Here is a 25,299-nt window from a genome sequence, read left to right on the forward strand (position 1 = left end):
TTAGCATTCTAATTATTAGTGGCAATTATTGCCTTGTTGCTCAGGGAAGTAGCGCCTCCTACTTCTCCATCGTCAGTAGAGTGGAGCTTACTGAAGATCTATCGGGAAATCTCCGAATTAGCGACAACTCCTCAACGACATGTGATTGTTCTGCGGGAGGGTGTCCTGCGGATTGCACAACCGTTCGTTGCCCTTGTCCTTCATCTGCCACATTGCTTTATAACGGGGCAAATCACCTCGGCACTTTCTATTAATACTTAGAAATCATTGATGGCTCACCACCGTGTCAAGTTCGAGCGGTGGTGAGGTTTTATCACTTTTGTTGAGGAACCCATGACGAAGTACCTTCTGGTTACACTTCTTGCCCTATTTGGGAATAGGTCTCAAAGCCATCCCCAAAGTCGGAATTCAATTCCATTCCGCTCTACGTCGCTGGAAATTCACACTAAGGCAACGCCAGGTATTTGGGTATACCTACTCAAGAACCAGTTTCTCAATCTTCCGCGCGAACCCATTGATTCGGTGCAAGTTGATAACCAAGGAATTGTACGATTTCGGTTTATTCCCGATCCGAATGCTTGGTATCGCCTAGATGTGGGATTTGCAGAACTCGCCTATGGCTGCTTTGCGCTTGGTGACAGCATTATTGCCGAAACAAATCCAAAAGTTCGAGGACTACAAGTTAGATACGATAAGATCGGGGCGTTCACAAAGCAGATTCAATACTACTATCACGAGAAGTGGAGCATCCCGGAAATACTCAAGGATACCTCCTGCGTGGGTATCTCAGGATATATGGATTCTATTCAGATTAAGGCTAATCGCTTTCGTGCCGAGGCAGTCCAGATTCGGATGAAATTTCCCGAACACGCCTACTTCGTAAAGGACATTGAGCGATGGTCGTGGTTATTCAGTCAATATGCTTTAGCGACACTCTTTGCTAGTCTGAATCAAAGCACCATTGCCAAATGCCCGAATTACGCCTGTGGATGGCTTGATACGGCCTCGCTCAACCTTCTGGATACTAAGCTTGATCCTGCGGATCCGTACCTCGTCGTCTCACTCCTGATTGACGCTCAATATGCGCGCTTGAACGAATTGCACCCATCTGCCTCGAAAAACTATGGGCTAGATTCACGCTTCGACATCGCCACCAAGTTCGTTCATTTTGCCCGGAGTCTTGCATACCTCTATGTCACTGAGGCCGAGTCGAATGCACCTCCGGAAAATCAGTTGCCCTATATCAAGATGATGATAGACACGCTTCGCCTCTACCACGAGAGCCCGGAGGTTTATAAATCACTTCAGGCGCGAGAGTTCTTGGTCCTCAAGCGGATGCCCATGAGCCCTGCTTACGCGTTCATGCTACCCGATTCTAACTATAAGCTCTGGACTCTGTCTGATTTTCGTGGAAAAGTAATCCTATTGCACTTCTGGGCAACTTGGTGCCCACCTTGCCTAAAGGACCTTCCTTACTTTCAGGAATTCGAGCGAAGGCATATTGGAGACACCTCACTCGCATGTGTTGGTATTTCACTGGAGAATCACTCCTTTACAAAATGGAAAGAATTTCTATCGACTCAAAAGCTAAGTGGTGGTATTGAACTCTACGGAGAGGGAGTCGTTGAAAATGAAACAGCTCAGGGTTTTGGTTTTAGTGGGTTTCCAGCCTATGTGGTCATAAACCGAGATGGTCAAATTACGGCATCACATATGTCAACCGGTTTTAAGAAGGATTTTGAAAGGGAGATTGAAAGAGCTGAACGAGAATAGTTGCATAAGTCAACTCAAGCATGTTTTGTGAACGATTGAGGGAACAAATAATCTCCGGCTTTGCCGGCGCGAGCCACAAAAAAGAAGCCGGAGCGGTTGCGGCTCCGGCTTCTTCTGCTTCAAAACCCCGGCTCGCAACCGGCCGGGATTTCTTGACTTCAAAACCAACAGTGACATGAAAACACGAATTCCATTACGATTATTGGCGCTGGCAGCACTCCTGCTGGCGTTGGCGATCCCTGCGAGCAAGAGCTTTGCACAGACATCGATCGGTAATGTTGACGTATTCGGCAACTGGGTGCTTACATATAACAACAGTACGCTCGAAGCTGCCTTTACGGATGAACTCAATAGTGGTTCGGACACAACGGTATACAATGCTACGTTCACTAGTGTTAGTATTGTGGTAGTCGGCGGAATCCACTATTTGGTAGCAGAAGGCAGCAATAGCGGTTTGGCCTCTGTAGTCGCAAAGGTACCCGTAGCGCAATCCTCTGGCTACATATACTTGGACGGGAGTCAGGACGTGACATGCAGTTGTGAGTTTGGAGACTGCGGTTCAGGGTGCATTCTTTGCCCGTGTCCTACATCGAACAACACCTTGGTTGGCGGTGCGGGTCATCTCGGTAACTTCTATTAATCTCATGACCCCTCCGCCGAGTGATCTCAGCGGAGGGGTTTGATTGTTATGCATCAACGAACAAGAACAATGCTGCGAAGAACTTTCTTTTTCCTGAGCCTGATGTTTTCAATTCCGATCGCGCTGCCCGCACGCGGGACAATGCTGCACGCTACGATAGAGATTCTGACCAAGAAAGAGGCAGGGACAGTCGCTTCCTTGTATGCAAACCCCTACATACCCGGTATTATGTCGATCGGGCAGAGTAAGCAACTTTCTGTGACCGCGGATTCGGGCGGTTCGTTCAAGTTCTCGTTCGAACCAAATCCCTATTGGTACTATAGAATTGAAGTCGCCGGTAACGCCATCATGTATGGGTGCTTCGCGAATGGAGACAGTATCGTGGTGTCACCGGGTGGATGGAACATGAAGGTCATATTTGATAGAATTGGCGCCTACACAGAGGAAAACAGATACTACACATACTATGGTGGTAAGTTGTTCATTCGGACCGTACCGGAAAAGATAACTTGCGATGGCGTTGCGAGTTTCCGTGATTCTGTAGCAACAACCAGCGCCGGAATTCTGTCTGATTACGACCGGATTAGTCGGATGTACCCGGAACACGTTAACTTCGTTCGCGATCTCAAAAGATGGTGCAACACTTTTGAGCTATATGCCATGGCGGTGCTTGCCAAAAGGTTCGAGAAACATGGGCTATTGGATTGTTCCTCTTATAACTCACAATGGCTTGACACTGTGAATCTTGATTTTCAAAAGGATCAACTTAATCCATTGGACATTGCAGAAATTGTCGGCTCCGTTGTTGAGGCTCGACTCTCGAGAGCGAAACGTAACAACACCGAATCAGCCGTTCCCAAAAACGATGTGGCCTGGCGACTTCAGATTGCATCTCGATTACACGGACTGGCCCGAGATTTTGCATTTCTTTATGTGGCCGTAATGGCCCCGAACGAGCGCCCGAAAGATATCCTTCCATACCTTTGGGCTATGGTGGATACGATGTATAAGTATGGGGCAAATCCCATTGCCCGGCAAGCACTTGAGCGCAATATTGGTTTACTCGAAGAGCGTTCCCCAGGCGCGGATGCCTACAACTTCATGCTTCCAGATTCGAGCTATAATATCCGTTCGCTGTCTGATTTTCGAGGCAAAGCTGTTCTCATCCATTTTTGGGGTACATGGTGTGGACCTTGCATCAACGAGTTGGAGAGAGTCCGCGACTTCGAACAAAAGCATGCCAACGACTCAAACCTCGTTTGCTTGAATGTGGCCTTAGAAGATCACCGTTATGGGAAGTGGAAGAAATTTCTTTTGGAGCATCAACTTGCAGGCATACAACTCTATGCTGAGGGACTTTGGGAGAGCGATGTTGCCCAAAAGCTTGGAATTATTGGTGTTCCCTTTCGACTCGTGATAGATGACAAAGGGAAAATTCTTAACTCCTTCTCTGGAACAAACTACGAGAACACTGAGCTTGAAAAGGCAATTCTTGATGCCGAAAGAATTTGATGGACCGGCGATTGACACCAATATCACACTCCGCACCAAAATAGGACGTCAGGGCGAAGGAGTATCCATCGCCCACGCCGTTAGAAATCTCTCTCGTGAGGGGCGATTGTCCGCCGGAGCATTTCCGGTGCCGATGATGAGGCCCCTACTCCTTCACTAACTTAATCGTCCGCACATTGCTGGTGCCGGCGAGAGCGTTGGCGGATGTGACTCTGGCCTCGTACACGCCGGCGGGAAGATCCTTTACAGTAATGACGGCTCTAGTGCCCTGAACGTGGTACTCCGGAAACACTTCCACTCCCAGCGATGAGTAAAACTGAATCTTGCGGAGAAAAGTAGTGCCTTCTATATCCAAATACACTTCGGTCTGCGCTGGATTCGGATACAGGTCATGCCTGGCAGCAAGAGCAATTTCGCTTTCAACTCTCGCTGCGGGGTTCCGCAATTTCACATTCCAAACATCGGACACGCGATTCGGCGTGCCTGACGTCCCTTTGCCGGGATGATTACCACTGACATCGCCATTATTTGCCGTTTCTGTCGAGCCGTTCAGCAAAAGACCATGGTCCGCAGTTTCGACGATGCTACCGAAGCCATCCCTGCCGCTGCCACCTAAGCATTTCTGCCAGAGGAGTGTCAGGTTGGACGACAATTCGCCAACCCAACCGTCCGCAGAATCAATGGTACCGCGATGCAAACCGGAGACATCGCCATCGTGCGAATTGGAACTTCCCGCGAACACGAAATTGCCATCTTCGGTCCGAATCACGGAATGAATAACATCGGAATTGGAGCCACCCAGACAGAGCTGTTTCAGCAGCGTGCCATTGGTATCGATCGTAATAATCCAGCCATCCTCATGGCCGTGCTGCCCGACAACATCGCCGTCTTTTGAGCTTGTCCAGCCGGCGACGAGGAAACCGCCAGGGATATTCAGAATACAATTTGCCCTGTCCGTGGAAGAACCGCCATAGCATTTTTGCCAGAGGATACTGCCGTCTGTATCGAGCCGGACCACCCATGTATCTTCAAGCCCATGCATAGTCTGGCCTGTTAGGTCACCATCGGTCGATTCGGTCCAACCTGCAAAGATATATCCACCGCCCGGTACGGAGATCACAGAGTTTGCTTCGTCTCCATAGTTGCCTCCGATGATCCTATGCCACTGTTGACCACCCTTCGAGTTTAGCTTCACAATTAATGCGTCAGTCATTCTATGTCCCGACCATCCTTCGTCTCTAGCATCTACCGTTGTGCCGACAGCAAGGAAGCCATCTGGTACTTCGATCACTGAGCTAAAAGCCTCTAGGCCTGTATGCGATCCAATATTGTGCGCCCACTCCTTCACTCCCATCGAATCCGTCTTGACGACCCAGCCTTCGTTTTTAGGGGCTATCGTTCCAGTGGTAGGATTAAGAATGATTGTTTCAGGATAAGGATCGGTCACATCGCCATCATGCGAAGCGGTCCAGCCGCAGAAAGCAAAGCCTCCATCCGATGTGTGAATCAAACATGTCGGGGCATCAGAGCTATTACCTCCAAAACACTTCTGCCACTCAAGTTTGCCCGAGAGATCGGTCTTGACCAGCCAGATGTCATCGAACTGGGTCCCAATATCCACTTGATGATTCCCGCTAACATCACCATCGTTCGAGAACGTCCGTGCTACAAATGTGTATCCATCTCGAGTACGAACGAGCATGTGGTCATAAAGAGGATTATATCCTTCGTAGTTTTCGAAGTCGGAGCCGCCATACGAGTCCTGCCACTCGAGCCTTGGAGCTGTTTGGGCGTGTGAGGGACGCGGGACAAGAAGCATCGTCACGCATAGGACGAGAAGACGTAAGGTCAGTCTCATGGTTATTACCTTAAACACATCACTGGACTATCCCAGAAGCAATAGACGGCTTGAAAGGAACCGGGACAGCTTCTTAGTGATTCCGCGCAAAAAATGCGGAAAACAAACGATCGCTTTAGTTCTGTACCGTTACGTTTCGCGCCATGCGTTTACGTGCGCTGGCAAGCACGGCACCGATTATGTGGTCCGCTATTCCTTAATGCTCCGTGTGGCGAAATGCTGTCTGTGTGGCGAAGTGTCCGCCGCACGACAATTTCTCGCATGGGGCAATGCCGGCCCACAGCCGGGAATCCGAAGAGAACGGGTGTCTCCTCCGATTGCGTTACAGGATGAGCTATGCGCGCATCTCTGCTGTCCTTTCTGTTGCTTCTCTGTGTTACGGGGGTGCCAGTCCAGGCGTCCTGGCAGGTCATCACTACCCAGCGCGTCGGCGCGCTCGATTTCTATAACGCGCACCACGGTCTGCTCTCGTTTCAGGACCCGACCCACACCGTTCAGCGCATTGATGATTCGGTTTTGACCGGCGTGTTTTCCGCACCCGATGTCGTCACCGGTATTGTCATTCAGGATTCGGTGAACGCGTGGGCGACCGTCAACGGCATCGGTCTCTTTCATGGCCGGCAGCATTTGTGGACACTCTGGACGCTGAGTTCGTCGCGCAGCAATCTGACGCTTCTCCACGCGACGCCAAGCCATCTCTTCGTGTATTCCGATAGTCAGCTCTATTACACGCGGGATGGCTCGACGTTTACTCTGGCGAGCGGGATCCCCAGAGGAGACTCGATCCGGGCGATGGACCACATTTCGGATACCACCATCTTCGCGGTTTCCCAAACGACTATTTATCGCTCCACGAATTTCGGCGCGGCGTGGCAGGTTGTCAAATCGGGGATCAACGCGTGCCAATCGATCTTTGCCGATGCGATACACTCCGTTGTGTTCGCCGGTGGCGATACGGTCCGGCGTTCGACCGATGGCGGGCTCACGTGGCAATCGATTGGTGTCCCACCGCCCTTTTCATGGGAGCGGATTTCGGGGACGGTCATGGGTTCACACGATTGTATGGGCACGCTCTTCGTGACGGACAACACCGGGCTCGACTTCAATACTATTCGCAGTACCGATCAGGCGCGGACCATGGTGGACGTTGGGATTGCACCGCCCTCGATGCGCGTGCTCGTCCGCGGCTGGACGTTCGATCGTGGTTCCATTTTCTGGTGGTGGGATACAACGCAACTGCTTGCCGTCAGCCATGATGGTTTGGACAGCAGCATCACGCGCTCGATCAGTCCATACATTTCCGTGCAAGCTGATTCGCTGTTCGATACATTGTGCGGCCCGCAAGTCAACTTCCCAATCAATATCCATATCGCATCGAGCGTCTGCACCGGCATCCGGCTTGATTCCATCACGCTCATTCGCTCGATAGGCAAGATCGCGAAAAAGAAACTTCTGACCGACAGCCTCACCGGAACCAGTGCCAATACTTCGCTGACTTACACCCCAACGGATGCCGGCGAAGATTCCGTCATGCTCCGGCTATGGTATCACGGTGGTGAGTGGGGACTTCGCGAGCATACCGATTTCGCAATTGTCGTCGAGACCGGCGCCGAACCCGCCGTGTTCGGACCCGTGAGCGATCTCGATTTCGGCACCGTCTCGGTAGATTCGCCACAGATACGTTCTTTCGCAATCGCGAATCAGGGTTGCGCGATTCTTCGCGTCGATTCCGTCGTATCGACCAGTCCGGATGTCTTTATCGTCAACACGCCCGCAATGCCGGCGCGCCTTGGTGCAGATAGTGCGATCACGGTATACGTCCGCTTCGCGCCACAAGCGAGCGGCCTTGCTCTGGAGTCCATCGAGATCGGGACGAACGCCGGGCACCGCTTTATCGCGGCGCAAGGCTTTGGCTTGAAGACGTCCAGCAGCGTGGAGCAGGCTGGCGATGTCGGTTCAGGGATACTCGTTCCTAATCCGGCTAATACCTTCGTATCCATTCGAAATTCGAAGCCCTCTGATGCGCCAATCGTCATATACGATCTGCTTGGCCGGATGGTCTTGCAGGGAACATCGAAGCACGGCACTGTTGATGTGTCCACGCTCCCGGAAGGAACGTACGTTATTCGGATTGGTCAATTCGTTTCCCGCATTGTGATCGCACGCCCATGAAGAGAATCTTACACACGCTGCTTCTCTTCATGCTTGTACTCTGCGCCGCAGGGGAGTCTGGTCACGCGCAGTGGAAATTCCTTACACAACTTACGGGCACGCGCGGCGCGAGCGCGTTTTTCTTTAACGCGACCGAAGGCGTCATCGGCACCGGAGACTACAATCCCTTCCGCAGCCTGCCGGCAAAGATATTCTATACCAATGATGGTGGCACCACATGGCAGAATGCGGTGCTTCCGAACGATCAGATCATCGGTCAGGTCACCGATATCTATTTTCGCGACCGGCTCCATGGCTGGGCGACGATCAAAGAGAGCTTCCCAAAAGGCTGGAGTGGAATCTATCGCTCCACCGATGGCGGTCGCTCGTGGAATCTGATCAAGACGGCGGCATATCCGTTTGGTATTCGAGAAACAAAGCGAGGAGTATTCTATACGGACCATGGCGATGTCCAATCGTATCCTTATTATGGTGTCGTATTCTCTGGCGATCAGGGCAAGACATGGTCGTTGGTCGGATCGGCGGGTTATCCACTCGGCATCGATTTCATCGATGATGCCTACGGATACGCAAGTGGCACCGGCGGTCCGACGGAGCCGCATATTGCGACGACTGATTCCGGCCGCACGTGGTCGGTCGCTCCAAGCGATTCGAGTGAAGCGTGGTCTGTATATGGCGATCGCTTCTCACGTAACTTCCTGATTGCAAGCGAGCGCGCCTACAATTCGTCAATCACCGCAATACTTAAGAGTCCTGCTGCTTCTCCGAATCCAGTCACGATTCGCACGTATGGCCTTGATGGCTTAAGCGGTGGCGTTGCCGGCTCCGGCATCTGCCGGTCCATTGTTTATGTGCAGGGACAACCTTCGCATGGCGTCGGTCCCCTTGGCATCATTCGGACGATGGATGGCGGCGCGAATTGGAAATTTGTCGGTGGGCCGATGAATACGAACGACACCCGTTTTGCCGTGACGGGGCGCGGTGCTGTAGTCTATGCATTCGATACAATCGGCAATATCTATAAGACGATGAACGGCGGCGATAGCACTCTTTCGCCATCGGTGATGCAATACGTGACTATTGCACCGGCGTTCACGACGACTGGTTACCGTTGCGATAGTTCATACGCCAACATCGTGTTCGGCTATCGCGCCTGCGATTCGAGCCGGATAGCTGGCATTCGCTTCCTGAACGATACGCTGCACGAACTCAGCGCGCCCGGCTACGCAAATGATTTCGGGTTCTTCACCCAATCGCACGTCGATACGCTGCATATCCTGTATCAGTCCGCGCTCGAACGCTCCTGGACCGCGCAAATTCGCATTACGATTGCGCAACCCGATGGCTATCTCGAAGATACAGTGATTTCAATTCGACTCACGGGATTGCCACCGCGTAATAATGTCGTCACGTTTTTGGACACGACTTCGCCGAAGCAGCTCAGCTTCGATTCCGTCTCGATCTGTGCGAGCGATGTCCATAAAGTCACGCTTGCCAACCGGATTTGCGCCGACCTTTCTATCGATAACCTCCAGACGAGCGGCGATCCGTTCTCACTCGCTTCCAGTTTCCGTCCATTCGTGTTGAGTGGCGGCAGCTCGCGCACGTTTCTGCTTCGGTACTCGCCGACAGCGCCGCAATCGGACAATGGTGCGCTGTACGTCTATCACGGCACGAAGATCGATACGCTCGCATTATCGGGCATCGGCTACACACCCTCGCGCGCCGTCGTGCTCGCTGTTGCAGATACGATCTCATCTTCACTATGTGATTCCGCAAACTTCAGCATCAATATTCGTAACGTATCATGTAAACCATTCGCCATACGATCGGTCGTTGCGGATACGCCGTTTACATCACTGCCAATTAGTGGGATGGACTCGCTGCACAGCGGGGAATCGGCACAATTGCGTTTGTCATTCAAGCCGACAAGTCAGGGACCCGCTCCGCGGCAGGTCCGGATAACGATCTCGTATGAAGGTTCCGGCGAGTACGACACGACACTCACACTGATCGGCAATGGCACGAGTGGCTTGCCGGACTTCACCATCTCCTCGACCTCCGCCTTGCAAGTTAGCACGCGCGATTTAGGCGACCTCTCGATCTGCTCCGATGCCTTCGATACGTTAGTGCTCACGGGCACAGGATGCGGCGAAACGAGTTTCGACAGCGCGCAATACATTTGGGCGCAGGGAGGATACGATATCATGTCAGTCATCGCCGGTCGAACTCTCGCTGGCGGTCAGCGGGATACCATTCTCTTGCGGTACCATCCTTCGGTCCCCGGCAAAGACTCTTCGCAATTTCATATATGGTCGAGCGCCGGTGAGAAGACAATCGCATATTATATCAATGTGACGAACGACCCCGGACACGTCGTGCTGGCATCGCCGCAAAACGTCAGCTCGTTGACCTGCGATTCGGCGGCCTTTGGCGTCTCCGTTACGAACAGCACCTGCGACTCGATTACAATTATCGCATTCCATATTTCAGGTGCGGACTCCAATGACTTCGCTCTTGCGGCGAATCTTCCAGTCGGACTCGCCACGCGCGGACAAGTGTCGATCAACGGGATGTTCAAGCCGCAGGATTCACTTCAACGCAACGCCACAGCGGTTCTAACTATCAAGCGCGCTGATGGGACAGTGACTGACACCACATTGCTGATTTCGGCACTCGGCATTGGCGTGCCGGCGATACCGGTTGCACTGGCAAATACGCACTATTCCGCAATAGCCGGTGCTCACATTCACATTCCGGTCTATGCGCTGGTCGCCAGTCGATCGCCGCTCGGCACGCTTGATTTCGCGCTCGATATGCACACGGACCTGCTCACGCCGCTCGATATTGTTCCTGGAGTTGGGGCGTTCGGTGCTGCCAGCACGCATTCGATCACGTCGACTGGCGCAAGCGCGCAGGTGCATCTTCAACTTGCGAGCGATGCGTTGATCCCTGCGGGCAAGATTTGCGAAATAGACTGCGAAGCATTTATTAGCGACACCTTCGCGACAAACATTTCACTGATGCGTCCGAACTTCGCAACGCTTGGCGGCACAACCGGCTGTCTGTTGACTCAAAGTGTTACCGATAGCGCGCCGTCGTTCACACTGATCGCTGCCTGTGGCGATTCGACTCTCAAGGACTTTATTAAGTATGGTACGCTGCTGCTGGATCGCGTGAGTCCGAATCCGACGAGCGGACTGGTCGCGCTTACGTTCTCGGTCCCGCCGACGTATCAGAACGATGGCGTTGTTGAAGTGTATGATGCATTGGGCGAGCAACTTCTCGCGCAGCCACTCATATTTGCTGGCGCTGGACAACAAATGATCTCGCTCGATCTCGGCAAAACAAGCGGGGACGGTATGCGGTATCTGTTGATTCACACGCCGACCGGGATCATCACGCGAGATGTGATGGTACTATCTGAACCCGAATTACGCTAAGGAGTGTGTGTAGGGGCAAGCTCCAGCTTGCCCCTCCCTGCACAGTCAGGCAACCTCCTCGCTCATCCGCTCTTCATGTTCTTTCGCTGCTCGTTCGCGCAGCACGTACCGCTGGACTTTTCCAGTATCCGTCCGTGGTAACGCATCGACAAATTCGATTTCGCGTGGATATTTGTAAGGCGCGAGTTCTCGCTTAACGAAGTCCTGAATTTCTTTGACCAAATGCACGGAGCCTTGCTCTCCGGGCTGTAACACAACGTAGGCCTTCACGATCGCGCCGCGCAACTCGTCTGGTTTCGGTACGGTCGCCGATTCCTTCACCGCCGGGTGCTCGTTGATCACACTTTCCAGTTCCGGTGGCGAGACATTATATCCGCCGGTTATGATAAGATCGTCATTGCGGCACTGATAGTAATAGTATCCGCCTTCATCCATCATAAACACATCGCCTGGCACGTTCCAACCATTCAGCACATAGCCTTTCTGGCGCTCGGGCTTTTTCCAGTACCGGCAGGCCGTCGGACCTTTGATCGCAAGCAAACCTGGTTGGTTGGGACCGAGATCGTTGCCATCGGGATCGATAATCTTCGCTTCGTATCCCGGGACCGGCTTGCCGGTCGCTCCGGCGCGAACATCGCCCGGACGGTTGGTGACGAAGATATGCAGCATCTCCGTCGAACCAATACCATCGAGCAGATCGACACCGTACTTTGCCTTCCATTTCTCGTACACTTGCTTCGGTAGCGTCTCACCAGCGCTGACCCCTAATCGGAGCGAGGAGAGATCGTACTCGTTCTTCTCGTCCAGGCGCATCATCATGTTGTAGCAGGTCGGCGCGCAGAACGAGATCGTCGCTTTGTAGCGCACGAGCGTTTTCAGCATATTCTCCGGAGTGAACTGATCCAGCAACACCACGCTCGCACCGAACCGAAACGGAAACACGAGCAGACCACCCAAACCGAAGGTAAACGAGAGCGATGGATGGCCAGCGAAGACATCGTCTTCCGTTGGCCGCAAAATGTTGCGCGCGTATCCATCGGCAATCGCGAGCACGTCATCCTGGAAATGGACGGTCCCTTTGGCGTCGCCAGTCGAGCCTGAGGTATAGCCGATGAGCGCGAGATCGTCGCGCGTAAGCGTTGCCGGCTTCAGCGTTGGCGATTCTTCGTGCCAGTAGGATTCAAACGACTCGTATGTATCATGCGTCCCATCGGTGACCAAAATCTTCTGCACCGTCGTCATGGCCGGCGCGGCCTTTTGGACTTCGTCAATCGAAGCGATGTCACAAAGTACCAGCTTGCACTCAGCATCGTTCGCGCGATAGTTGATCTCGCGACTCCGAAGCATCGGCATGATCATGACGGCCACGCCACCGATCTTCAGGCACGCGAGCCATACGGCAACGGCGGTCGGTGTGTTCGGAAACCGCATCAGCACACGATCGCCCACATCCACTCCAAGCTCTTTCAGGGCGTTGCCCATTTTGTTGACGCCTGCAAGCAACTCGCCATAGGAAATGACTTGATCTTTATAAAAGATCGCGGGACGATCGCCGCGACCGAGCGCGACATTACGGTCGATGAGTTCGGCGGCCGCATTGATATGACTCGGGTAGTCGAGTTCAGGCCGGGTGTAAATGCGCTCGCCCCAATCTTCGAGGGGCGGCAGATTATCTGCAAATGAGTTATACGACATAGGGGCAGCGACAAATGATGAATCCCAATTGTGAATGATGAAGTCAGCCAGGAAATTCCCGCCAATTATTCATCATTCCTCATTCATCATTCAACATTGCCAGCGCGATCGCGCTCGGTTACCCTTCCAGCCCTCTTAAAAATGCTTGTCCTTCGGCAGCGTCCGGCGCGAGGATGCGCATGAATTCTTCGAACGCTTTGCGGGCCGGGATATTACCGCGCTCATTGAAAACAAGAATGAGGTTGCGGATTGTCCGGAGCACGATTCCGCGCGGATGGCTCGGTGCAAGAAATTGATTGTGAAATGGCAAACCCGAAGAATCGAGAAATCGCTTGATGTCGCGCGCGCGAAGGATCGTCCCGCCGTTGAAGGCGTCGATAAACAGCGGCTCTGTCCTCAAGCCATCATAGCGGACAAGGAAATGTCCCGGCGCACTTGCGCCGCTGAACGGCAAATGCAACCGGCACTGCACGACCAGCAAATACACCGAGGCCAGCGAGATTGGAATCCCCATCCGGCGCTCGAGCACGGCATCGACATAGCTGTTCTCCGGCTCCAAAAAGCTCGCCTGGTTGCCCCGAAAGTGAAGCTCTTCGAAGAAGAAGTAATTAATCTCGTCCAGGACTTCGAGCGCCGAGGAAAGACCCACGAGGCGTGCATCGAGCGATGACGCGAACTCATCCAACATTTGCCGGCACTGTGCGACATTTAAACGTGGATTGCCATACCGCGCGATGAGGAACAGCCCATCTTCAAATGCCTGGGCATCGGCACGAGCGTTCAATCCGCTACGCTTAAATCGCAGCGCGAGATTCTCGAACCCCGCACGCAGTTGTTCGAGATTGAACTGCGCCGACAATTCCTCCGCGCGTTTGCGAGCCAGGGGATCCGAAGCGGATTCCAAAAAGGTCATCAGCGGGAGCAATGCATCCTCGCCGCGCATCCGAATTCGTTGCGTGACGGCATCGGCGATACGGGGATCGGGATCGTCTAATAGCGAGAGCAGCGACCGCAACTCGGAATCGGGTTCGACCGGCGGCAGTATCGATTGCTCGATGTGATGAATGACCTCGTTCATGCTGGAAGTAACCAAACATCCGCCGAGGGCAAGAGAAATCCGTGGCGCGGATAATAAAACCCCGCCTCGCGGCGGGGTTTCTCGAGAACCGGTACCCTTTGTTCTCCCTAATAGAAGCAAGTGCTTTTTTCCTGCCTCCGCGTGGAATCGACTATTGTCGCTCCATCGGATTAGCACTATACCACTCTCATATTTTCTGCATATTCGTTTCAGCGTCCCTTTGGCATATGCCAAGGTGGTTGCCGGCTATAAGATTTAAATATACCAATTAACCCTACAGAACGAATGCCACAATCAACCCAAACGTCATACGGACACTTGTTATGAATCAATATTCCTCCAAAAACATTTTGTCGCGGTTTCAGGTCGTATTTTTGCCCGCATGACAGAGGCTCTCAGTGGAAAGCGTATTCTTCTTGGGGTGACCGGCTCGATCGCTGCGATCAAAGCGCCGCGTATTGTTACCCAACTCAAGCAGCAGGGGGCCGACGTGTTCTGCGTCCTGACTGAAAACGCTCGACAATTCATCAGCGCCGATGAGTTGAGTGAGGTCTCTGGCAATCAGACGATCACGCAGATCTTTGCGGGCCAACCACCCGCCGACATCGTGGGCGATGCGCCCCGCCTTGAAAAGGCGGGGGAGCATGCCACTTGGCACGTCCATCTCGCAAGGAGCGTGGACGCGATGCTCATCGCGCCGTGCTCGGCCTCGATGATCGGCAAACTCCGCTCGGCGCTCTATGGCGATCCGGTGTCGCTCGTTGCGGCGTCCTTGCCACGCTGGACGCCACTCATCCTCGTACCCGCGATGGATGAGGATATGTGGCTGCAACCGGCCGTGCAGGAAGCACTCGCTTGGCTGCGCATGCATGGTGCGTTGCAGATCGGTCCCGTCAAAGGACGCCTGGCGAGCGGACTCACCGGAATGGGACGCATGCCCGAGCCGGAGGACATCGTGAGCCAGTTCGGATCACTGCTCGACGCCCAACCAGAACTACTCGCCGGAAAGCACGTGCTCATCACGGGCGGACCGACTTTCGAACCCATCGATGCCGTCCGCTTTCTCGGCAATCGATCCAGCGGTAAGATGGCTGCCGCGCTGGCAATGGCGGCCAAGCGAATGGGCGCTAAGGTGACGCTCATCATGGGGCCCAACGCGATTAGTACCGATGGCATCGCCGATCGAATCAATATCGAAACCGCAAACGAAATGCTTTTGGCGGTCCGGGAGCAGCTTCCGAAAGCAGACATCATCATTATGAATGCCGCTGTCTCCGATTTCGCACCAGAGGACGTACTGACGTCCAAAATGAAGAAGCGCGAAACCGATGGCGACCTTGCGATTCGCCTCAAGCGGACGCCGGATATTCTCTCCGAGATTGCGCGCTCGAAACGCGCCGAACAAATTGTTGTTGGCTTCGCACTCGAAAAGGGTGAAGGCGCCGGAGCATACGCAAAGGCAAAACTTGCGGAGAAGAACCTGGACGCCATCGTCCTTAACGACATTGCCGAGGAAGGTGTTGGCTTTGGCAGCGATACGAACAAAGTGACGATCTATCTGCACAACGGAGCGGTTCAGGCCTTGCCACTGCTTTCTAAGGAAGCGTGTGCAAAAGAGATATTGACCGTCATTGCGAGGAGTCGCTCCTCGCAATGACGGTATTACACAAGACTTTATGGAACAGACCTTAGCATCCGATCTCGAACGTTTCGTCCGCGAGCAGGCCTCGCGATTCGGAGACGTGATCTCGTATGTCCCCGAACAAAAAATAGAATTTCAAATGCCAAAGAAGCCCGATGTCGCAGTGACCGAAGTTACGATAAGTGGGCTCGATGAGAAGCTCGCGCCGCACGCGCAGGAGCCGTGGTACACGGCAACAACGCTCGCCGAGTTGGAATCGCAAATCTGTAATTGCCAGAAGTGCGGCCTGGGCGCAACGCGTACGAAGTTCGTCTTTGGCGTCGGCGATCCTAATGCCAAAGTGATGGTGATCGGCGAAGCGCCGGGCGCCGATGAAGATAAGCAGGGTGAGCCATTCGTTGGCCGTGCGGGACAGCTTCTGAACAAAATGCTTGCCGCAGTCCAGTTCGAGCGCAAGGATGTCTATATTGCGAACATTTTGAAATCGCGTCCACCGAACAACCGCGATCCCAAACCGGAAGAAGTCGAAGCCTGCGAGCCATATCTCTGGAAGCAAATCGCGATTGTCAAGCCACGTCTCATTCTTTGCTTAGGCCGCATTGCAGGCACGAACCTGCTCAAGCTGAACGAATCGCTCGGCAAGATGCGCGGTCAGCCGTACGAGTTCTGCGGCATCCCGGTCATCGTGACGTATCACCCCGCCGCATTGCTCCGCAATCCCGATTGGAAGCACGGCGCATGGGAAGACCTGAAAAAGCTCCGAAGGATGTACGACGAACTGGTGTAATCGCGAGTCTCACTCTTTCACAAACCTCGCACGTTCCCTCCCATGTTGTGCAAAGTAAATCCCGGCCGGCAGTGAGGCGATGTTCAGACTGAGCGGGCCTTGCTGCGGCATCTTGATCTGCAATAGCTCTCGGCCCAGAACATCGAGAACATGAACCGGCTCGTCAGGAGCGATGAATGTTAGCGTCACGCTTTCGTTGGCGGGGTTCGGGTAGGCGCCTGCAATCCCAAGCGTGTGATCGAGTTGTACCCCAGCCGTGGCAAGCGTGCCACGAACAATGAAACCCGGACCGCCCGGCATCGGCATCGACGCAACAATGACTCCGGGAGATGGGCGCCCAACACCGTTGGCCGATGCTGTGAAGCCATTTGAAATCGGAACCGTGTCGAATTGCCAGGTATGTGCCAGGTCAGTGCTATAGAGAAGTTTGCCATCACAGTCGCAGCCAGCGATGAGGGTATCGTCGCTTATGGGAGTCATAGCGATGACTGGACCGGCGGTATAGAACGCGTCAGGCAAAGAACACTTCTCCCATGTCCTTCCACCATCCAGCGTGCGAACAATGAGCCCGCTCTTGCTGTCAAATCCGTATGCAATAATGGTATCCCCATCGCCGAAATTGCACCGGCGCAATGAGAACTGCTGAGCTACCGTTTCCGGGATGGGAGGGGTGGAATCAATCGTAGCCCAATTGTCCGATGTGCGGTAGATTTGGCCCGTAAGCTCGGACAGTACCGCAAATTTGCCCGGACCATAGCAGTGACAACCTTGAATCGCGAGTCGTGTCAGCGGCGCAAGCGTCCAATGCTCGCCACCGTCGGATGTTGTCAACGGACGGTCTGCTGCGCCGACGATCCCATTCATCGGATCGTGGAAGTGTACGCCCCAAAGCGATGCGGCTGAATAGTCTTGCGGCGGCGTTTGTCGTTTCCATGTCACCCCGGCATCGACCGTCCGAAAGATATTTCCGGAATCGCCAACGGCCACAGCATTCGATGAATCGAGCTGTTGCATCGCAAAAAAATATGTAAAGCCGGGGTAAGTGGTGCCAGGGTTAGCAACATGTGACTGTTCTCGCCATGAAAGCCCTCCGTCATCGCTCCGAAAAAAACCAAACCAATTGTGGGCGGGCTTGCCGGCGGAGTCTCTACCCACTCCCATAATTGCGGTGCAATGATTGCCGGAGCAGGACATGAGAATCGGAGAATAATCACCCGTCGTATCGTCCCTGTAACTATGCGTTACTTGCCAGACATATTGCGCCGGGCACACCTGCGGAACGAGTAAAAGAAATAACGCCGGTATCAAACAAAAACGGAAGGCTTTCATAGGCAGAATGTGATTTGTGTGAAGGATTATTGACTGCCGCCACCACCAGTATAGTCCGTGGAGCATGGGCCACCCGTCCAGCAAGGCATATGATAGCAGGCACCAATCGCCAGAGCGCAACCCGTCGGTATGTCCACACAGTCGCCTGGGTTCGTATCGCTATAAGTACAATTACTCTGTTGTGCTTCGTAGTGGTGTGTCACCGGATTAAGAGTAATACAATAATCGCAGGTTCGTACGCATGTACCGCTGGAGCAGGGCATAGCGCGCATGGTACCATCGGGGTTGAACCCTGCGAGTCCCCAACAGGAATTAAGCACTGTAGTAATGACTTGCAGAGTTACTCCACTTCCGCAATATGGTAGACCATCCATCGTCTTCGCCAAGGCATCTGCCGCCCCATGTAGAATATCAGGGAAGCTGAGCCCGCTGCATCCCACTCCGTAGTCAATTTCCTCGACGTAGAACTGCCTCTCTAAGTTATTATGGCTTCCCGAATTGACGACATCGCGATAACAATATATTTCAGTAATCTGACATCCGGATGGCTGCAAGTTTATGTGGAGCGTTAAAGGTCCCAGCCAAGGCCCATTTCCATCATCGGCTGGGCACTGCGCTATCGAGGCGACAGGCACTGCGATAGCCGCCGCCAAAAGTAACATGAACAGAACGTGTTTCATAAATGTAATTCCCTCGTCTATGTTAATGGACAAACCGGCTAGGCTACGGCCCGGCCGGGAGGCCGGAGTCTTATCCACTCCGGCCTCATCATTTATAAAGAGCCGCGAGACTCCTATTTCAGCCTAAGAAAATAGCATTCGGGAAGAAATTATTATTTGGGGTCATCTTTTCGTCGACTTTTGCGGGGATGGGTGATTCCAACCGCTTTGGATGCATTCCGGAGAGCCTTATGGAGTCTCTTTTGGATTGCGTTTGCAGTAACGCTCTTGCCATCATTCCGCAGCGCCTCCGCGAGCGAATCAAACGTTCGCCCGCGCTCGAAATGATAGATCGCGGTTGCAAATGCTTCCGGGTCATGATCGTAGAGATACCGAATGACAGCGTATGCTTCGTCACTTGGGAACATCGTTCGGAGCGCTGCCGCTAACTCATCGTTGCAGATCGTGAGTTCTGCCTCCTCCTCCTCCGCTACTGTCGCGTCAAGGGGTTTGCACCGTTCCGCCCTGTGCCGCTCCCGCTTCATGTAGCGCGTCGCAACCACGAAGAGCCACCTATCCTGATCTCGGATTTCCTTGATTACCGGTATAATTTTTTCGAACGCATGCTGCATGGCATCCTCGATTTCGGATTCGGACGCACTGAAATCCGACCTTGCAAGCGTGCCTTCAAGTCGTGTTCTCAACTCTCGGTAGTGTGACCTCGATTCGGGCATGAGCGCAGAAGAACCGCGAACGATCAATGACCAACCACTTCGGACAGTACAAAGATACAACATCTTGCGGTCCTTGCTTTGGACCGCGCGATCAGCGCTGAAGCCTAACGGTCCAGCGGCAGCAATTCCCGATCGGCGTGTGGTGCATCGCCGGTACCGGGTGTGACCTCGCGGACCGGCTCGTAGCGAAGTTCATAGCCCAATCGATGCAGCACGCGTTCCAAAGATTTCGCGGAGAGATTACGCCGTTTGCTAAGCACGTTCGAGATTGTTTGCTCGCTGATGCCGGCGCGCTGCGAGATGCGAAAGCGGCTCAGACCTTCCCGGTCGTGAAGCTCGCGGAAGAGACCTCCAAGCTGATCGCGATAATCCATTGTGGGGCAATAGAAGAATGAAGAATGACGAAATGAGTGACATGATCGGATGCTTCATCATTCACATCAATCTTCATTTAAGAATGATTTGCGTCGTCAATACTTAACGCATAAACAGGTACGGCTCCCAATCTTTGTCGATACGGCCAATGAACTGCCGCATGAACGTCACGTGGTTGGGCCGGATCGGCCGCCGCATCAGCGTCATCTGTGCTTCATCCGGCGTCTGGCTGCCTTTCAAATTGTTGCATCGCAAGCACGCACTCACGAGATTTTCCCACGAGTCTTCACCGCCACGGCTCTTCGGCATGATGTGATCGACTGTGAGCGTCACGCCGATCAGGCCGCAGTACTGGCAGCGGTGTCCATCACGTCGCAGAATATTCTTGCGCGAGAGGATCACCTTTTTGAACGGAACGCGGACATAACTCGCCAGCCGAATTACACTTGGAAATGGCATCGACATCGAAGTCGACCGGACGGCGCGGCTATGCAGCGCGCTGACCAACTCCGCCTTTCCGAGATAGAGCAAGACGATGGCCTTCTCTACACTTGAAATTGCCAGCGGCTCGTAGTTGCCGTTCAGGATCAGGACTTTGCCGTGGAGTGTGGAGTGTGAGGGATGAAACTCATGCTCATCCTCCTCAATGTGGCCAAGACCCTCGAAGTGTTTTGGCCCAAGACGGTGCTCCGCGCCACCGTGGCTCATGCCATAGGTTGCGCGAAGGTAATCCGATCGTTTATATTTGCCTGGGTCGAATGCGGTACTCCGTCCTTTCGGGAAACAATATATCCCTCATTGTAATGTTACAACGGGGCAGATGAATTCCCGCCCTCCGGTGGCATTACCAATTCTTAACAATCCCTCATGCTTGATTTCAAAGGAAAGAACGTGCTGATCACGGGCGGCTCGCGCGGAATTGGCCGCGCCACCGCACTCGCGTTTGCAGAGCTCGGCGCCAACGTCGCGATCGCCTGTCGCGCCAACGCCGTTGCCGCGAACATGGTCACGCACCACATCGAACGTCATGGCGTGCGTTCGCTCATGCTACAAGCAGAGTCGACGAACGAAGCGGCACTCGCCGAGTTCGTTACTCGCATCGCCCACGAGTGGGGATCGCTCGATGTCGCCGTCGCCAATGCCGGCATTTGGAGTGGCGTGCCGATCGAGCGAATGACCGTCCAGGAATTTCGCGAGATGATGGATATCAATATGACCGGCTCGTTTCTTCTCTCGAAGATAGCGGCCCAGCAGATGATCCGGCAGAAAAGCGGCGCGATTGTCATCGTCTCCTCGACGGCCGGACAGCGCGGCGAGTCTGGTCATTCACACTATGCCGCTTCCAAAGGCGCACAGATCAGCTTCACGAAATCGCTTGCCGTGGAGCTTGCGCCACACGGTGTCCGCGTGAATTCCGTCGCGCCCGGCTGGGTCTCGACCGATATGACGAGTGAAGCACTGGAGGTAGATCGTGTCCAGATCGAACGCGCGATTCCGCTCGGTCGCGTTGCGAAACCCGAAGAGATCGCCAATGCAGTCGTCTTTCTTTCCAGCGATATGTCGAGCGCGATCACTGGCGAAATCCTGAACGTCAACGGCGGCTCGGTTCTGTGCGGATAGTTGCTCAACAGAGAGTATGAAGTTCAGTCGGGCGTCCCTGGCATTCAATAACATCAAGGGTAAAGGCAAGCTCGGCCTGTGGCCGCTTGTCATGACCATCTTTTTTTGCGTCAGCGGCGGACCGTATGGTCTTGAAACCATCGTCCAGTCTGGCCGCGGCGTTGCACTGCTGCTCATCGTGCTCGTGCCACTTGTTTGGGCGCTGCCGATTGCACTCATGAGCGCCGAGCTTGGATCGGCGATTCCGGAAGAAGGCGGCTACTACGAGTGGGTCAAGCGCGGCGTGGGTTCGCGTGCTGGCTTTGCGTGCGCGTGGCTAACGTATCTCTATAGCTGCGTCGATGTTGCGATCTATCCGGTGCTGTTTACAAAATATCTCGGTGCGTTAGGATTCGATCTCTCCGATCCCATCGCGAATCTCGCCGTGCGGCTTGCGATGGTGATCCCGCTGACCTGGCTGAATATTCGCGGCGCTGTTACGACCGGAAATGCAGCGCTGGTGTTTGCTGTCGTCCTATTAGTCCCGTTTATCGGCATGGTCGCATTAGGCTTTATCCCTTCGGCGCTGCACCTTTCCTCTATTGTTTCACCGCTTGCACCTCAGGGTGTTTCCACAACGAGCGCAATCGCAACCGGCCTCTTCGTCATCATGTGGAATTACCTGGGCTGGGATTCCATCTCGACGATCTCGCGCGAGATAAAAGACCCACGACGTGTATTTCCCAAAGCACTCATGATTGGACTGCCGCTGGTTGTGCTGTTCTATTTCCTGCCAGTCTTCGTCGGACTCAACGCTGTGCCCGATATCACCAAGTGGACCGAGGGAAGCTGGCCGTTGATTGCGCGCGCCGCAGGCGGCGAGTGCCTTGAATTTGCTGTCGGCATTGGTGGACTCCTCAGCGCTGCCGGACTATTCGTTGCCGGCCTGCTCGCGGCATCTCGCATTCCTTTCGTGCTCGCAGCGGATGGCTATATGCCATCCGCTCTCACAAAGCTGAACACGCGATATGCTACGCCGGCCCGCGCCATCACCTTGAGTGCAGCGATTTACGTCGCACTTAGTGGCTTCTCGTTCGAGCAGCTTGCCGAAGTCGATGTGCTGCTCTATTCTTCCGCACTGCTGCTCGAGTTCTGGGCGCTGATTCAACTTCGGCGCAAGCAGCCGAACATCGCTCGACCATTCCGTATCATGGGCGGAATGCCGACGATCATTCTCATCTCGCTTCTTCCCGCACTGCTCATCGTAGCGGCCACTATCGAGATGCTTTCCTCATCTTTGAAGGAAACGGTAGCATTGTTTGCATTTGCTGCCCTGAGCGGAATAATTTTGATTCGCTTTAAGCGACCGGGCGTACAACCGGACTACAATGTGTGAGTGCTAGCGACACGATTAGTCTCCGACCGCTTCACCGAATGCTTCATCTTCCTTGTCGCGCTCAGCGTCAGCCTTCGTGGCATTGATACGGCCATCGATATGGTTCGGAGGAGTATAGATCGTGTACAGCTTCAGGTCCGTTTTGCCGGCGTTCACAACATTATGGGCAGTGCCGGGAGTAACGACGAGTACATCTCCCGCCTTGATCGCCGAGACTTTTCCACCGAGATTCGCCGTACCACTTCCACTTTGAATGAAGATCGTCTGCTCAACGTGTGAGTGAGTCTCCGCGCCAATTTCACCGCCGGGAGGAATGCTCATCGCGACTAACTGGCTCTTTTGTCCGGTAAACAGCACTTTCCGGAAGTTCTGATTAGCGTTGGTGTTTTGGATAATGTTTCCAAGATAGGATTCGATGTGCCGCGTCGTATCTGCCGCTGGTTTAGGTGTTGCCGCCGTCTGTGAGTTCGTCGTGTCTGCGACGTTCGATGTTCCCGTTTGGCGCGAGCATCCGACCAAAGAGAACGTGAGCGAGACGAAGACTGCGATCGTCGCAAAACGAATCGGATGGTTACGAGCTGAAAGCGAATGCGGATTGCGTGGAGTGTCCATAATCTTTCCGGTCAACAATAGGTGAGTGATGGTCTAGAGAGCGAAATACGCTGTGATGGAGGATGTCACACGTAAAATCCAAAAACCAGCAAATCGTGTGCCGCTGCGATGCCTCACATCATCGGGGCACTTAACTACTTTTAGGGTTCTTATGACGAAGGCCGACTACGTATGATGAAATCCACTCTCATTGCCCTTTTGTTGCTCGTTCTTATGAGGGAAGCGAAGGCGCAGTCGGTTGATACGCTTCTCCCTCAGTCTTCCAAGGCGAAACCAACGGTGCCGGACCTGCATCTCGATGACTGGAAGAAGGCAAATGGATGGCCCATACCACCGAAGCCGGGTATCACACTCTATTTTGATTATACGAAGTTCTTCGAGTGGCTGCTGCCGAAGAAGCATCCGACGATCCCACCGGACTGCGATCCGAACAATATACACGACTCGATCCCACAGCTACCGAAGAAGGACTCTGTTCGTCTCAAAGAACCGCCGGTGTAAGCATACGCCCCCGCGCGCATTCTGTGCCCTGATCAATGTAGCGCATGCTTTAGCTTGCGCTTATCTCAATAGAATGAGGTCTCAAATAATTACCGGGCCAGATCTCACAACGGTCGACAAGGCCAGCCTTCACAGGATTGAGCAACACATATCGGACAAGCCGCTCAAACTCACTTTGCCTCAGAATATGGTCGTAACTCTCATGTTGCCAGAATGAGCCATGCCGTTCTAGAATCCGGTTGGCAACGATTGACGATCGGCCTTTTAGTAATTGCATCCCATGACTGAGTTCTCCGTTCTTTAGGGTGAACACGATATGCAAATGATTGGGCATGATCGAATAACACCACACTTCGATCACGCCTTCTTGTTCAAGTTTCGCTATCTCGTTTTGAAGGGCTTGACAGACTGAGTATTGCGCGAGCCACTTCGGCCCCATTGCACATGCATCGAGCGCTTTATCTATTTCGACAATATATCGCTTGGAGAGGCGCCTCAAGATTTCTGGATCGAGATTCGGTTCGTTCTTACGCCGCTCGACGAGATCGAGGTAATCTTGCTTTAGCTTGGCGGTAACGGATACAGGCAAAGAATCGGCGAGGCGCGTCGTGACAAAATAGACCGCATGCTCCGGAGTGAAGTGTGGAAGGTTACGCCGGTAATAGTCTTTATGCTGCATGTACAAAAATACGAAATGTAGAGCATGCTTTAGCTTGCTCTTTTCTCGGTGCTCCGCTGCAGAGTGCAAGCTAAAGCATGCGCTACATTCGCGTGCCGCCCCCGCGCGCATTCTGTGCCCACCCGCCGCCGGCCCGGAAACAGCGGGCTGTTAGTACGGGCCGTCTGCCACCGACGACAGGCATTCTAAGCGTTTTGCGATTGTTTGAATCGATATGACCATGACACTTGAGGAGTCTCGACGCATAATCGATCTGGTTTCAGATGCGCTCTTAAATAGAGTTTCTCCTGTGGAGGCTGAACAAAGAGCGATGAAGAAGTTTGATCGTAGAGTCTTAACGAGACTCTGGCGTAGTAAGTATTTCCGATTGCTGCCAAAGCCTTTGAGAAACATTATTGCAAAGAGCAACGGGTCTGACTCATGGAAGACTGCTCGTCGTAAGGCCCGTGAGCAAGTTCTTCGCACCAGCCCGTTTAAGAATTATCAGCCATGGGAATTAGATGCAGCTTTTAAGATCGGGATCGCTGAGATGTACCTCTACAGAGCTAAAAACTCTGTCTCTGAACAGGTCTATGCGGACTATGTTAATTCGAGCTCTCCAATGATGTTGCAACTTCAAGGCTGGATCGAGGTAATGAATCCTGAGACACTTAAAATGTTGAAACCATGGGGTGAATTTGAGAGCAGCACCTCCTTCTCCAACTGTTGTGTAGCAATCGGATCGAATAATCCACAGTACTGGCAAGCGGTGTACGAGCGTATCGGGTTAGAGCATACCTCAGCGTCCCCGCATGGTAATGCCTAAGCATCCAACT

Annotated in this window: 20 protein-coding genes; 11 read left to right on the plus strand and 9 right to left on the minus strand. The window is 53.5% G+C overall.

Going from position 1 to position 25,299, the window contains the following annotated elements; genetic code table 11:
- Positions 1-333: 333 nt before the first annotated feature.
- The 3 genes from Q8902_02030 (at position 334) to Q8902_02040 (ending at position 3,925) form a co-directional block, all read left to right on the plus strand.
- Positions 334-1,773, plus strand: a complete 1,440-nt coding sequence (locus tag Q8902_02030) for a TlpA disulfide reductase family protein (protein ID MDP4198330.1) — start codon at positions 334-336, stop codon at positions 1,771-1,773.
- 175 nt (positions 1,774-1,948) lie between these two features.
- Positions 1,949-2,413, plus strand: coding sequence for a hypothetical protein (locus Q8902_02035; GenBank protein ID MDP4198331.1), 465 nt, complete (start codon positions 1,949-1,951; stop codon positions 2,411-2,413).
- A gap of 405 nt (positions 2,414-2,818) precedes the next feature.
- Positions 2,819-3,925 carry a TlpA disulfide reductase family protein gene (locus tag Q8902_02040; GenBank protein MDP4198332.1) on the plus strand — a complete coding sequence of 369 codons (1,107 nt, stop codon included), beginning with the start codon at positions 2,819-2,821 and terminating at the stop codon, positions 3,923-3,925.
- 145 nt (positions 3,926-4,070) lie between these two features.
- Here the strand turns inward: Q8902_02040 and Q8902_02045 are convergent, their stop codons facing one another.
- Entirely contained in the window at positions 4,071-5,783 is a 1,713-nt protein-coding gene (locus Q8902_02045) for a T9SS type A sorting domain-containing protein (protein MDP4198333.1), read from the minus strand.
- Between the two features lie 336 nt (positions 5,784-6,119).
- Between Q8902_02045 and Q8902_02050 the strand changes: the two genes are divergently transcribed.
- Positions 6,120-7,955 (plus strand): T9SS type A sorting domain-containing protein, encoded by a 1,836-nt coding sequence (locus Q8902_02050; GenBank protein ID MDP4198334.1) that lies wholly within the window; start codon positions 6,120-6,122, stop codon positions 7,953-7,955.
- On the plus strand, positions 7,952-11,398 hold the full coding sequence (locus tag Q8902_02055; protein MDP4198335.1) for a choice-of-anchor D domain-containing protein: 3,447 nt from the start codon (positions 7,952-7,954) through the stop codon (positions 11,396-11,398). Before Q8902_02050 ends, Q8902_02055 begins: the two co-directional genes overlap by 4 nt.
- A 45-nt stretch (positions 11,399-11,443) precedes the next feature.
- Here the strand turns inward: Q8902_02055 and Q8902_02060 are convergent, their stop codons facing one another.
- Together Q8902_02060 and Q8902_02065 are read right to left on the minus strand one after the other, a co-directional pair.
- On the minus strand, positions 11,444-13,093 hold the full coding sequence (locus tag Q8902_02060; GenBank protein MDP4198336.1) for a benzoate-CoA ligase family protein: 1,650 nt from the start codon (positions 13,091-13,093) through the stop codon (positions 11,444-11,446).
- Between the two features lie 118 nt (positions 13,094-13,211).
- Positions 13,212-14,171 (minus strand): transglutaminase-like domain-containing protein, encoded by a 960-nt coding sequence (locus tag Q8902_02065; protein ID MDP4198337.1) that lies wholly within the window; start codon positions 14,169-14,171, stop codon positions 13,212-13,214.
- Positions 14,172-14,553: 382 nt separating this feature from the next.
- Here Q8902_02065 and coaBC point away from each other — a divergent pair, with 382 nt between their 5' ends.
- Complete coding sequence (gene coaBC, locus Q8902_02070) at positions 14,554-15,828, plus strand: bifunctional phosphopantothenoylcysteine decarboxylase/phosphopantothenate--cysteine ligase CoaBC (GenBank protein MDP4198338.1); 1,275 nt, start codon at positions 14,554-14,556, stop codon at positions 15,826-15,828.
- Between the two features lie 19 nt (positions 15,829-15,847).
- Positions 15,848-16,600 (plus strand): uracil-DNA glycosylase, encoded by a 753-nt coding sequence (locus Q8902_02075; protein ID MDP4198339.1) that lies wholly within the window; start codon positions 15,848-15,850, stop codon positions 16,598-16,600.
- A 9-nt stretch (positions 16,601-16,609) separates the two neighbouring features.
- On the opposite strand, the gene Q8902_02080 is transcribed toward Q8902_02075, so the two are convergent.
- From Q8902_02080 to Q8902_02095, 4 genes are all read right to left on the minus strand, one after another.
- Positions 16,610-17,614, minus strand: coding sequence for a T9SS type A sorting domain-containing protein (locus Q8902_02080; protein ID MDP4198340.1), 1,005 nt, complete (start codon positions 17,612-17,614; stop codon positions 16,610-16,612).
- Between the two features lie 1,147 nt (positions 17,615-18,761).
- Positions 18,762-19,292 (minus strand): hypothetical protein, encoded by a 531-nt coding sequence (locus Q8902_02085; protein ID MDP4198341.1) that lies wholly within the window; start codon positions 19,290-19,292, stop codon positions 18,762-18,764.
- 134 nt (positions 19,293-19,426) lie between these two features.
- Positions 19,427-19,696 (minus strand): helix-turn-helix transcriptional regulator, encoded by a 270-nt coding sequence (locus Q8902_02090; protein ID MDP4198342.1) that lies wholly within the window; start codon positions 19,694-19,696, stop codon positions 19,427-19,429.
- A gap of 103 nt (positions 19,697-19,799) precedes the next feature.
- On the minus strand, positions 19,800-20,405 hold the full coding sequence (locus Q8902_02095; protein ID MDP4198343.1) for an HNH endonuclease: 606 nt from the start codon (positions 20,403-20,405) through the stop codon (positions 19,800-19,802).
- Positions 20,406-20,564: 159 nt separating this feature from the next.
- Here Q8902_02095 and Q8902_02100 point away from each other — a divergent pair, with 159 nt between their 5' ends.
- Together Q8902_02100 and Q8902_02105 are read left to right on the plus strand one after the other, a co-directional pair.
- The gene (locus Q8902_02100; protein ID MDP4198344.1) at positions 20,565-21,317 is read left to right on the plus strand and encodes an SDR family NAD(P)-dependent oxidoreductase; all 753 of its coding nucleotides are present in this window, start codon (positions 20,565-20,567) and stop codon (positions 21,315-21,317) included.
- 16 nt (positions 21,318-21,333) lie between these two features.
- On the plus strand, positions 21,334-22,692 hold the full coding sequence (locus Q8902_02105) for an APC family permease (protein ID MDP4198345.1): 1,359 nt from the start codon (positions 21,334-21,336) through the stop codon (positions 22,690-22,692).
- A gap of 15 nt (positions 22,693-22,707) precedes the next feature.
- Here the strand turns inward: Q8902_02105 and Q8902_02110 are convergent, their stop codons facing one another.
- Entirely contained in the window at positions 22,708-23,304 is a 597-nt protein-coding gene (locus Q8902_02110) for a cupin domain-containing protein (protein MDP4198346.1), read from the minus strand.
- Positions 23,305-23,475: 171 nt separating this feature from the next.
- Between Q8902_02110 and Q8902_02115 the strand changes: the two genes are divergently transcribed.
- A complete protein-coding gene (locus tag Q8902_02115; GenBank protein MDP4198347.1) occupies positions 23,476-23,805 on the plus strand; it encodes a hypothetical protein in 330 nt (109 codons plus the stop codon).
- Positions 23,806-23,854: 49 nt separating this feature from the next.
- Here Q8902_02115 and Q8902_02120 read toward each other — a convergent pair whose 3' ends face one another.
- Complete coding sequence (locus tag Q8902_02120) at positions 23,855-24,484, minus strand: transposase (protein MDP4198348.1); 630 nt, start codon at positions 24,482-24,484, stop codon at positions 23,855-23,857.
- Positions 24,485-24,698: 214 nt separating this feature from the next.
- On the opposite strand from Q8902_02120, the gene Q8902_02125 reads away from it, so the two are divergent.
- The gene (locus tag Q8902_02125; protein ID MDP4198349.1) at positions 24,699-25,289 is read left to right on the plus strand and encodes a hypothetical protein; all 591 of its coding nucleotides are present in this window, start codon (positions 24,699-24,701) and stop codon (positions 25,287-25,289) included.
- The last annotated feature ends 10 nt before the right edge of the window (positions 25,290-25,299 follow it).

The organism is Bacteroidota bacterium (assembly GCA_030706745.1).
Taxonomy (GTDB): domain Bacteria; phylum Bacteroidota; class Ignavibacteria; order Palsa-1295; family Palsa-1295; genus PALSA-1295.

What these genes read in the sequence shown, in the direction of transcription:
- Q8902_02030 (MDP4198330.1), top strand. Translation starts at nt 334, where the DNA reads ATGACGAAGTACCTTCTGGTTACACTTCTTGCCCTATTTGGGAATAGG.
- Q8902_02035 (MDP4198331.1), top strand. Translation starts at nt 1,949, where the DNA reads ATGAAAACACGAATTCCATTACGATTATTGGCGCTGGCAGCACTCCTG.
- Q8902_02040 (MDP4198332.1), top strand. Translation starts at nt 2,819, where the DNA reads ATGAAGGTCATATTTGATAGAATTGGCGCCTACACAGAGGAAAACAGA.
- Q8902_02045 (MDP4198333.1), bottom strand. Translation starts at nt 5,783, where the DNA reads ATGAGACTGACCTTACGTCTTCTCGTCCTATGCGTGACGATGCTTCTT.
- Q8902_02050 (MDP4198334.1), top strand. Translation starts at nt 6,120, where the DNA reads ATGCGCGCATCTCTGCTGTCCTTTCTGTTGCTTCTCTGTGTTACGGGG.
- Q8902_02055 (MDP4198335.1), top strand. Translation starts at nt 7,952, where the DNA reads ATGAAGAGAATCTTACACACGCTGCTTCTCTTCATGCTTGTACTCTGC.
- Q8902_02060 (MDP4198336.1), bottom strand. Translation starts at nt 13,093, where the DNA reads ATGTCGTATAACTCATTTGCAGATAATCTGCCGCCCCTCGAAGATTGG.
- Q8902_02065 (MDP4198337.1), bottom strand. Translation starts at nt 14,171, where the DNA reads ATGAACGAGGTCATTCATCACATCGAGCAATCGATACTGCCGCCGGTC.
- coaBC (MDP4198338.1), top strand. Translation starts at nt 14,554, where the DNA reads ATGACAGAGGCTCTCAGTGGAAAGCGTATTCTTCTTGGGGTGACCGGC.
- Q8902_02075 (MDP4198339.1), top strand. Translation starts at nt 15,848, where the DNA reads ATGGAACAGACCTTAGCATCCGATCTCGAACGTTTCGTCCGCGAGCAG.
- Q8902_02080 (MDP4198340.1), bottom strand. Translation starts at nt 17,614, where the DNA reads ATGCAACAGCTCGATTCATCGAATGCTGTGGCCGTTGGCGATTCCGGA.
- Q8902_02090 (MDP4198342.1), bottom strand. Translation starts at nt 19,696, where the DNA reads ATGGATTATCGCGATCAGCTTGGAGGTCTCTTCCGCGAGCTTCACGAC.
- Q8902_02095 (MDP4198343.1), bottom strand. Translation starts at nt 20,405, where the DNA reads ATGAGCCACGGTGGCGCGGAGCACCGTCTTGGGCCAAAACACTTCGAG.
- Q8902_02100 (MDP4198344.1), top strand. Translation starts at nt 20,565, where the DNA reads ATGCTTGATTTCAAAGGAAAGAACGTGCTGATCACGGGCGGCTCGCGC.
- Q8902_02105 (MDP4198345.1), top strand. Translation starts at nt 21,334, where the DNA reads ATGAAGTTCAGTCGGGCGTCCCTGGCATTCAATAACATCAAGGGTAAA.
- Q8902_02110 (MDP4198346.1), bottom strand. Translation starts at nt 23,304, where the DNA reads ATGGACACTCCACGCAATCCGCATTCGCTTTCAGCTCGTAACCATCCG.
- Q8902_02115 (MDP4198347.1), top strand. Translation starts at nt 23,476, where the DNA reads ATGATGAAATCCACTCTCATTGCCCTTTTGTTGCTCGTTCTTATGAGG.
- Q8902_02120 (MDP4198348.1), bottom strand. Translation starts at nt 24,484, where the DNA reads ATGCAGCATAAAGACTATTACCGGCGTAACCTTCCACACTTCACTCCG.
- Q8902_02125 (MDP4198349.1), top strand. Translation starts at nt 24,699, where the DNA reads ATGACCATGACACTTGAGGAGTCTCGACGCATAATCGATCTGGTTTCA.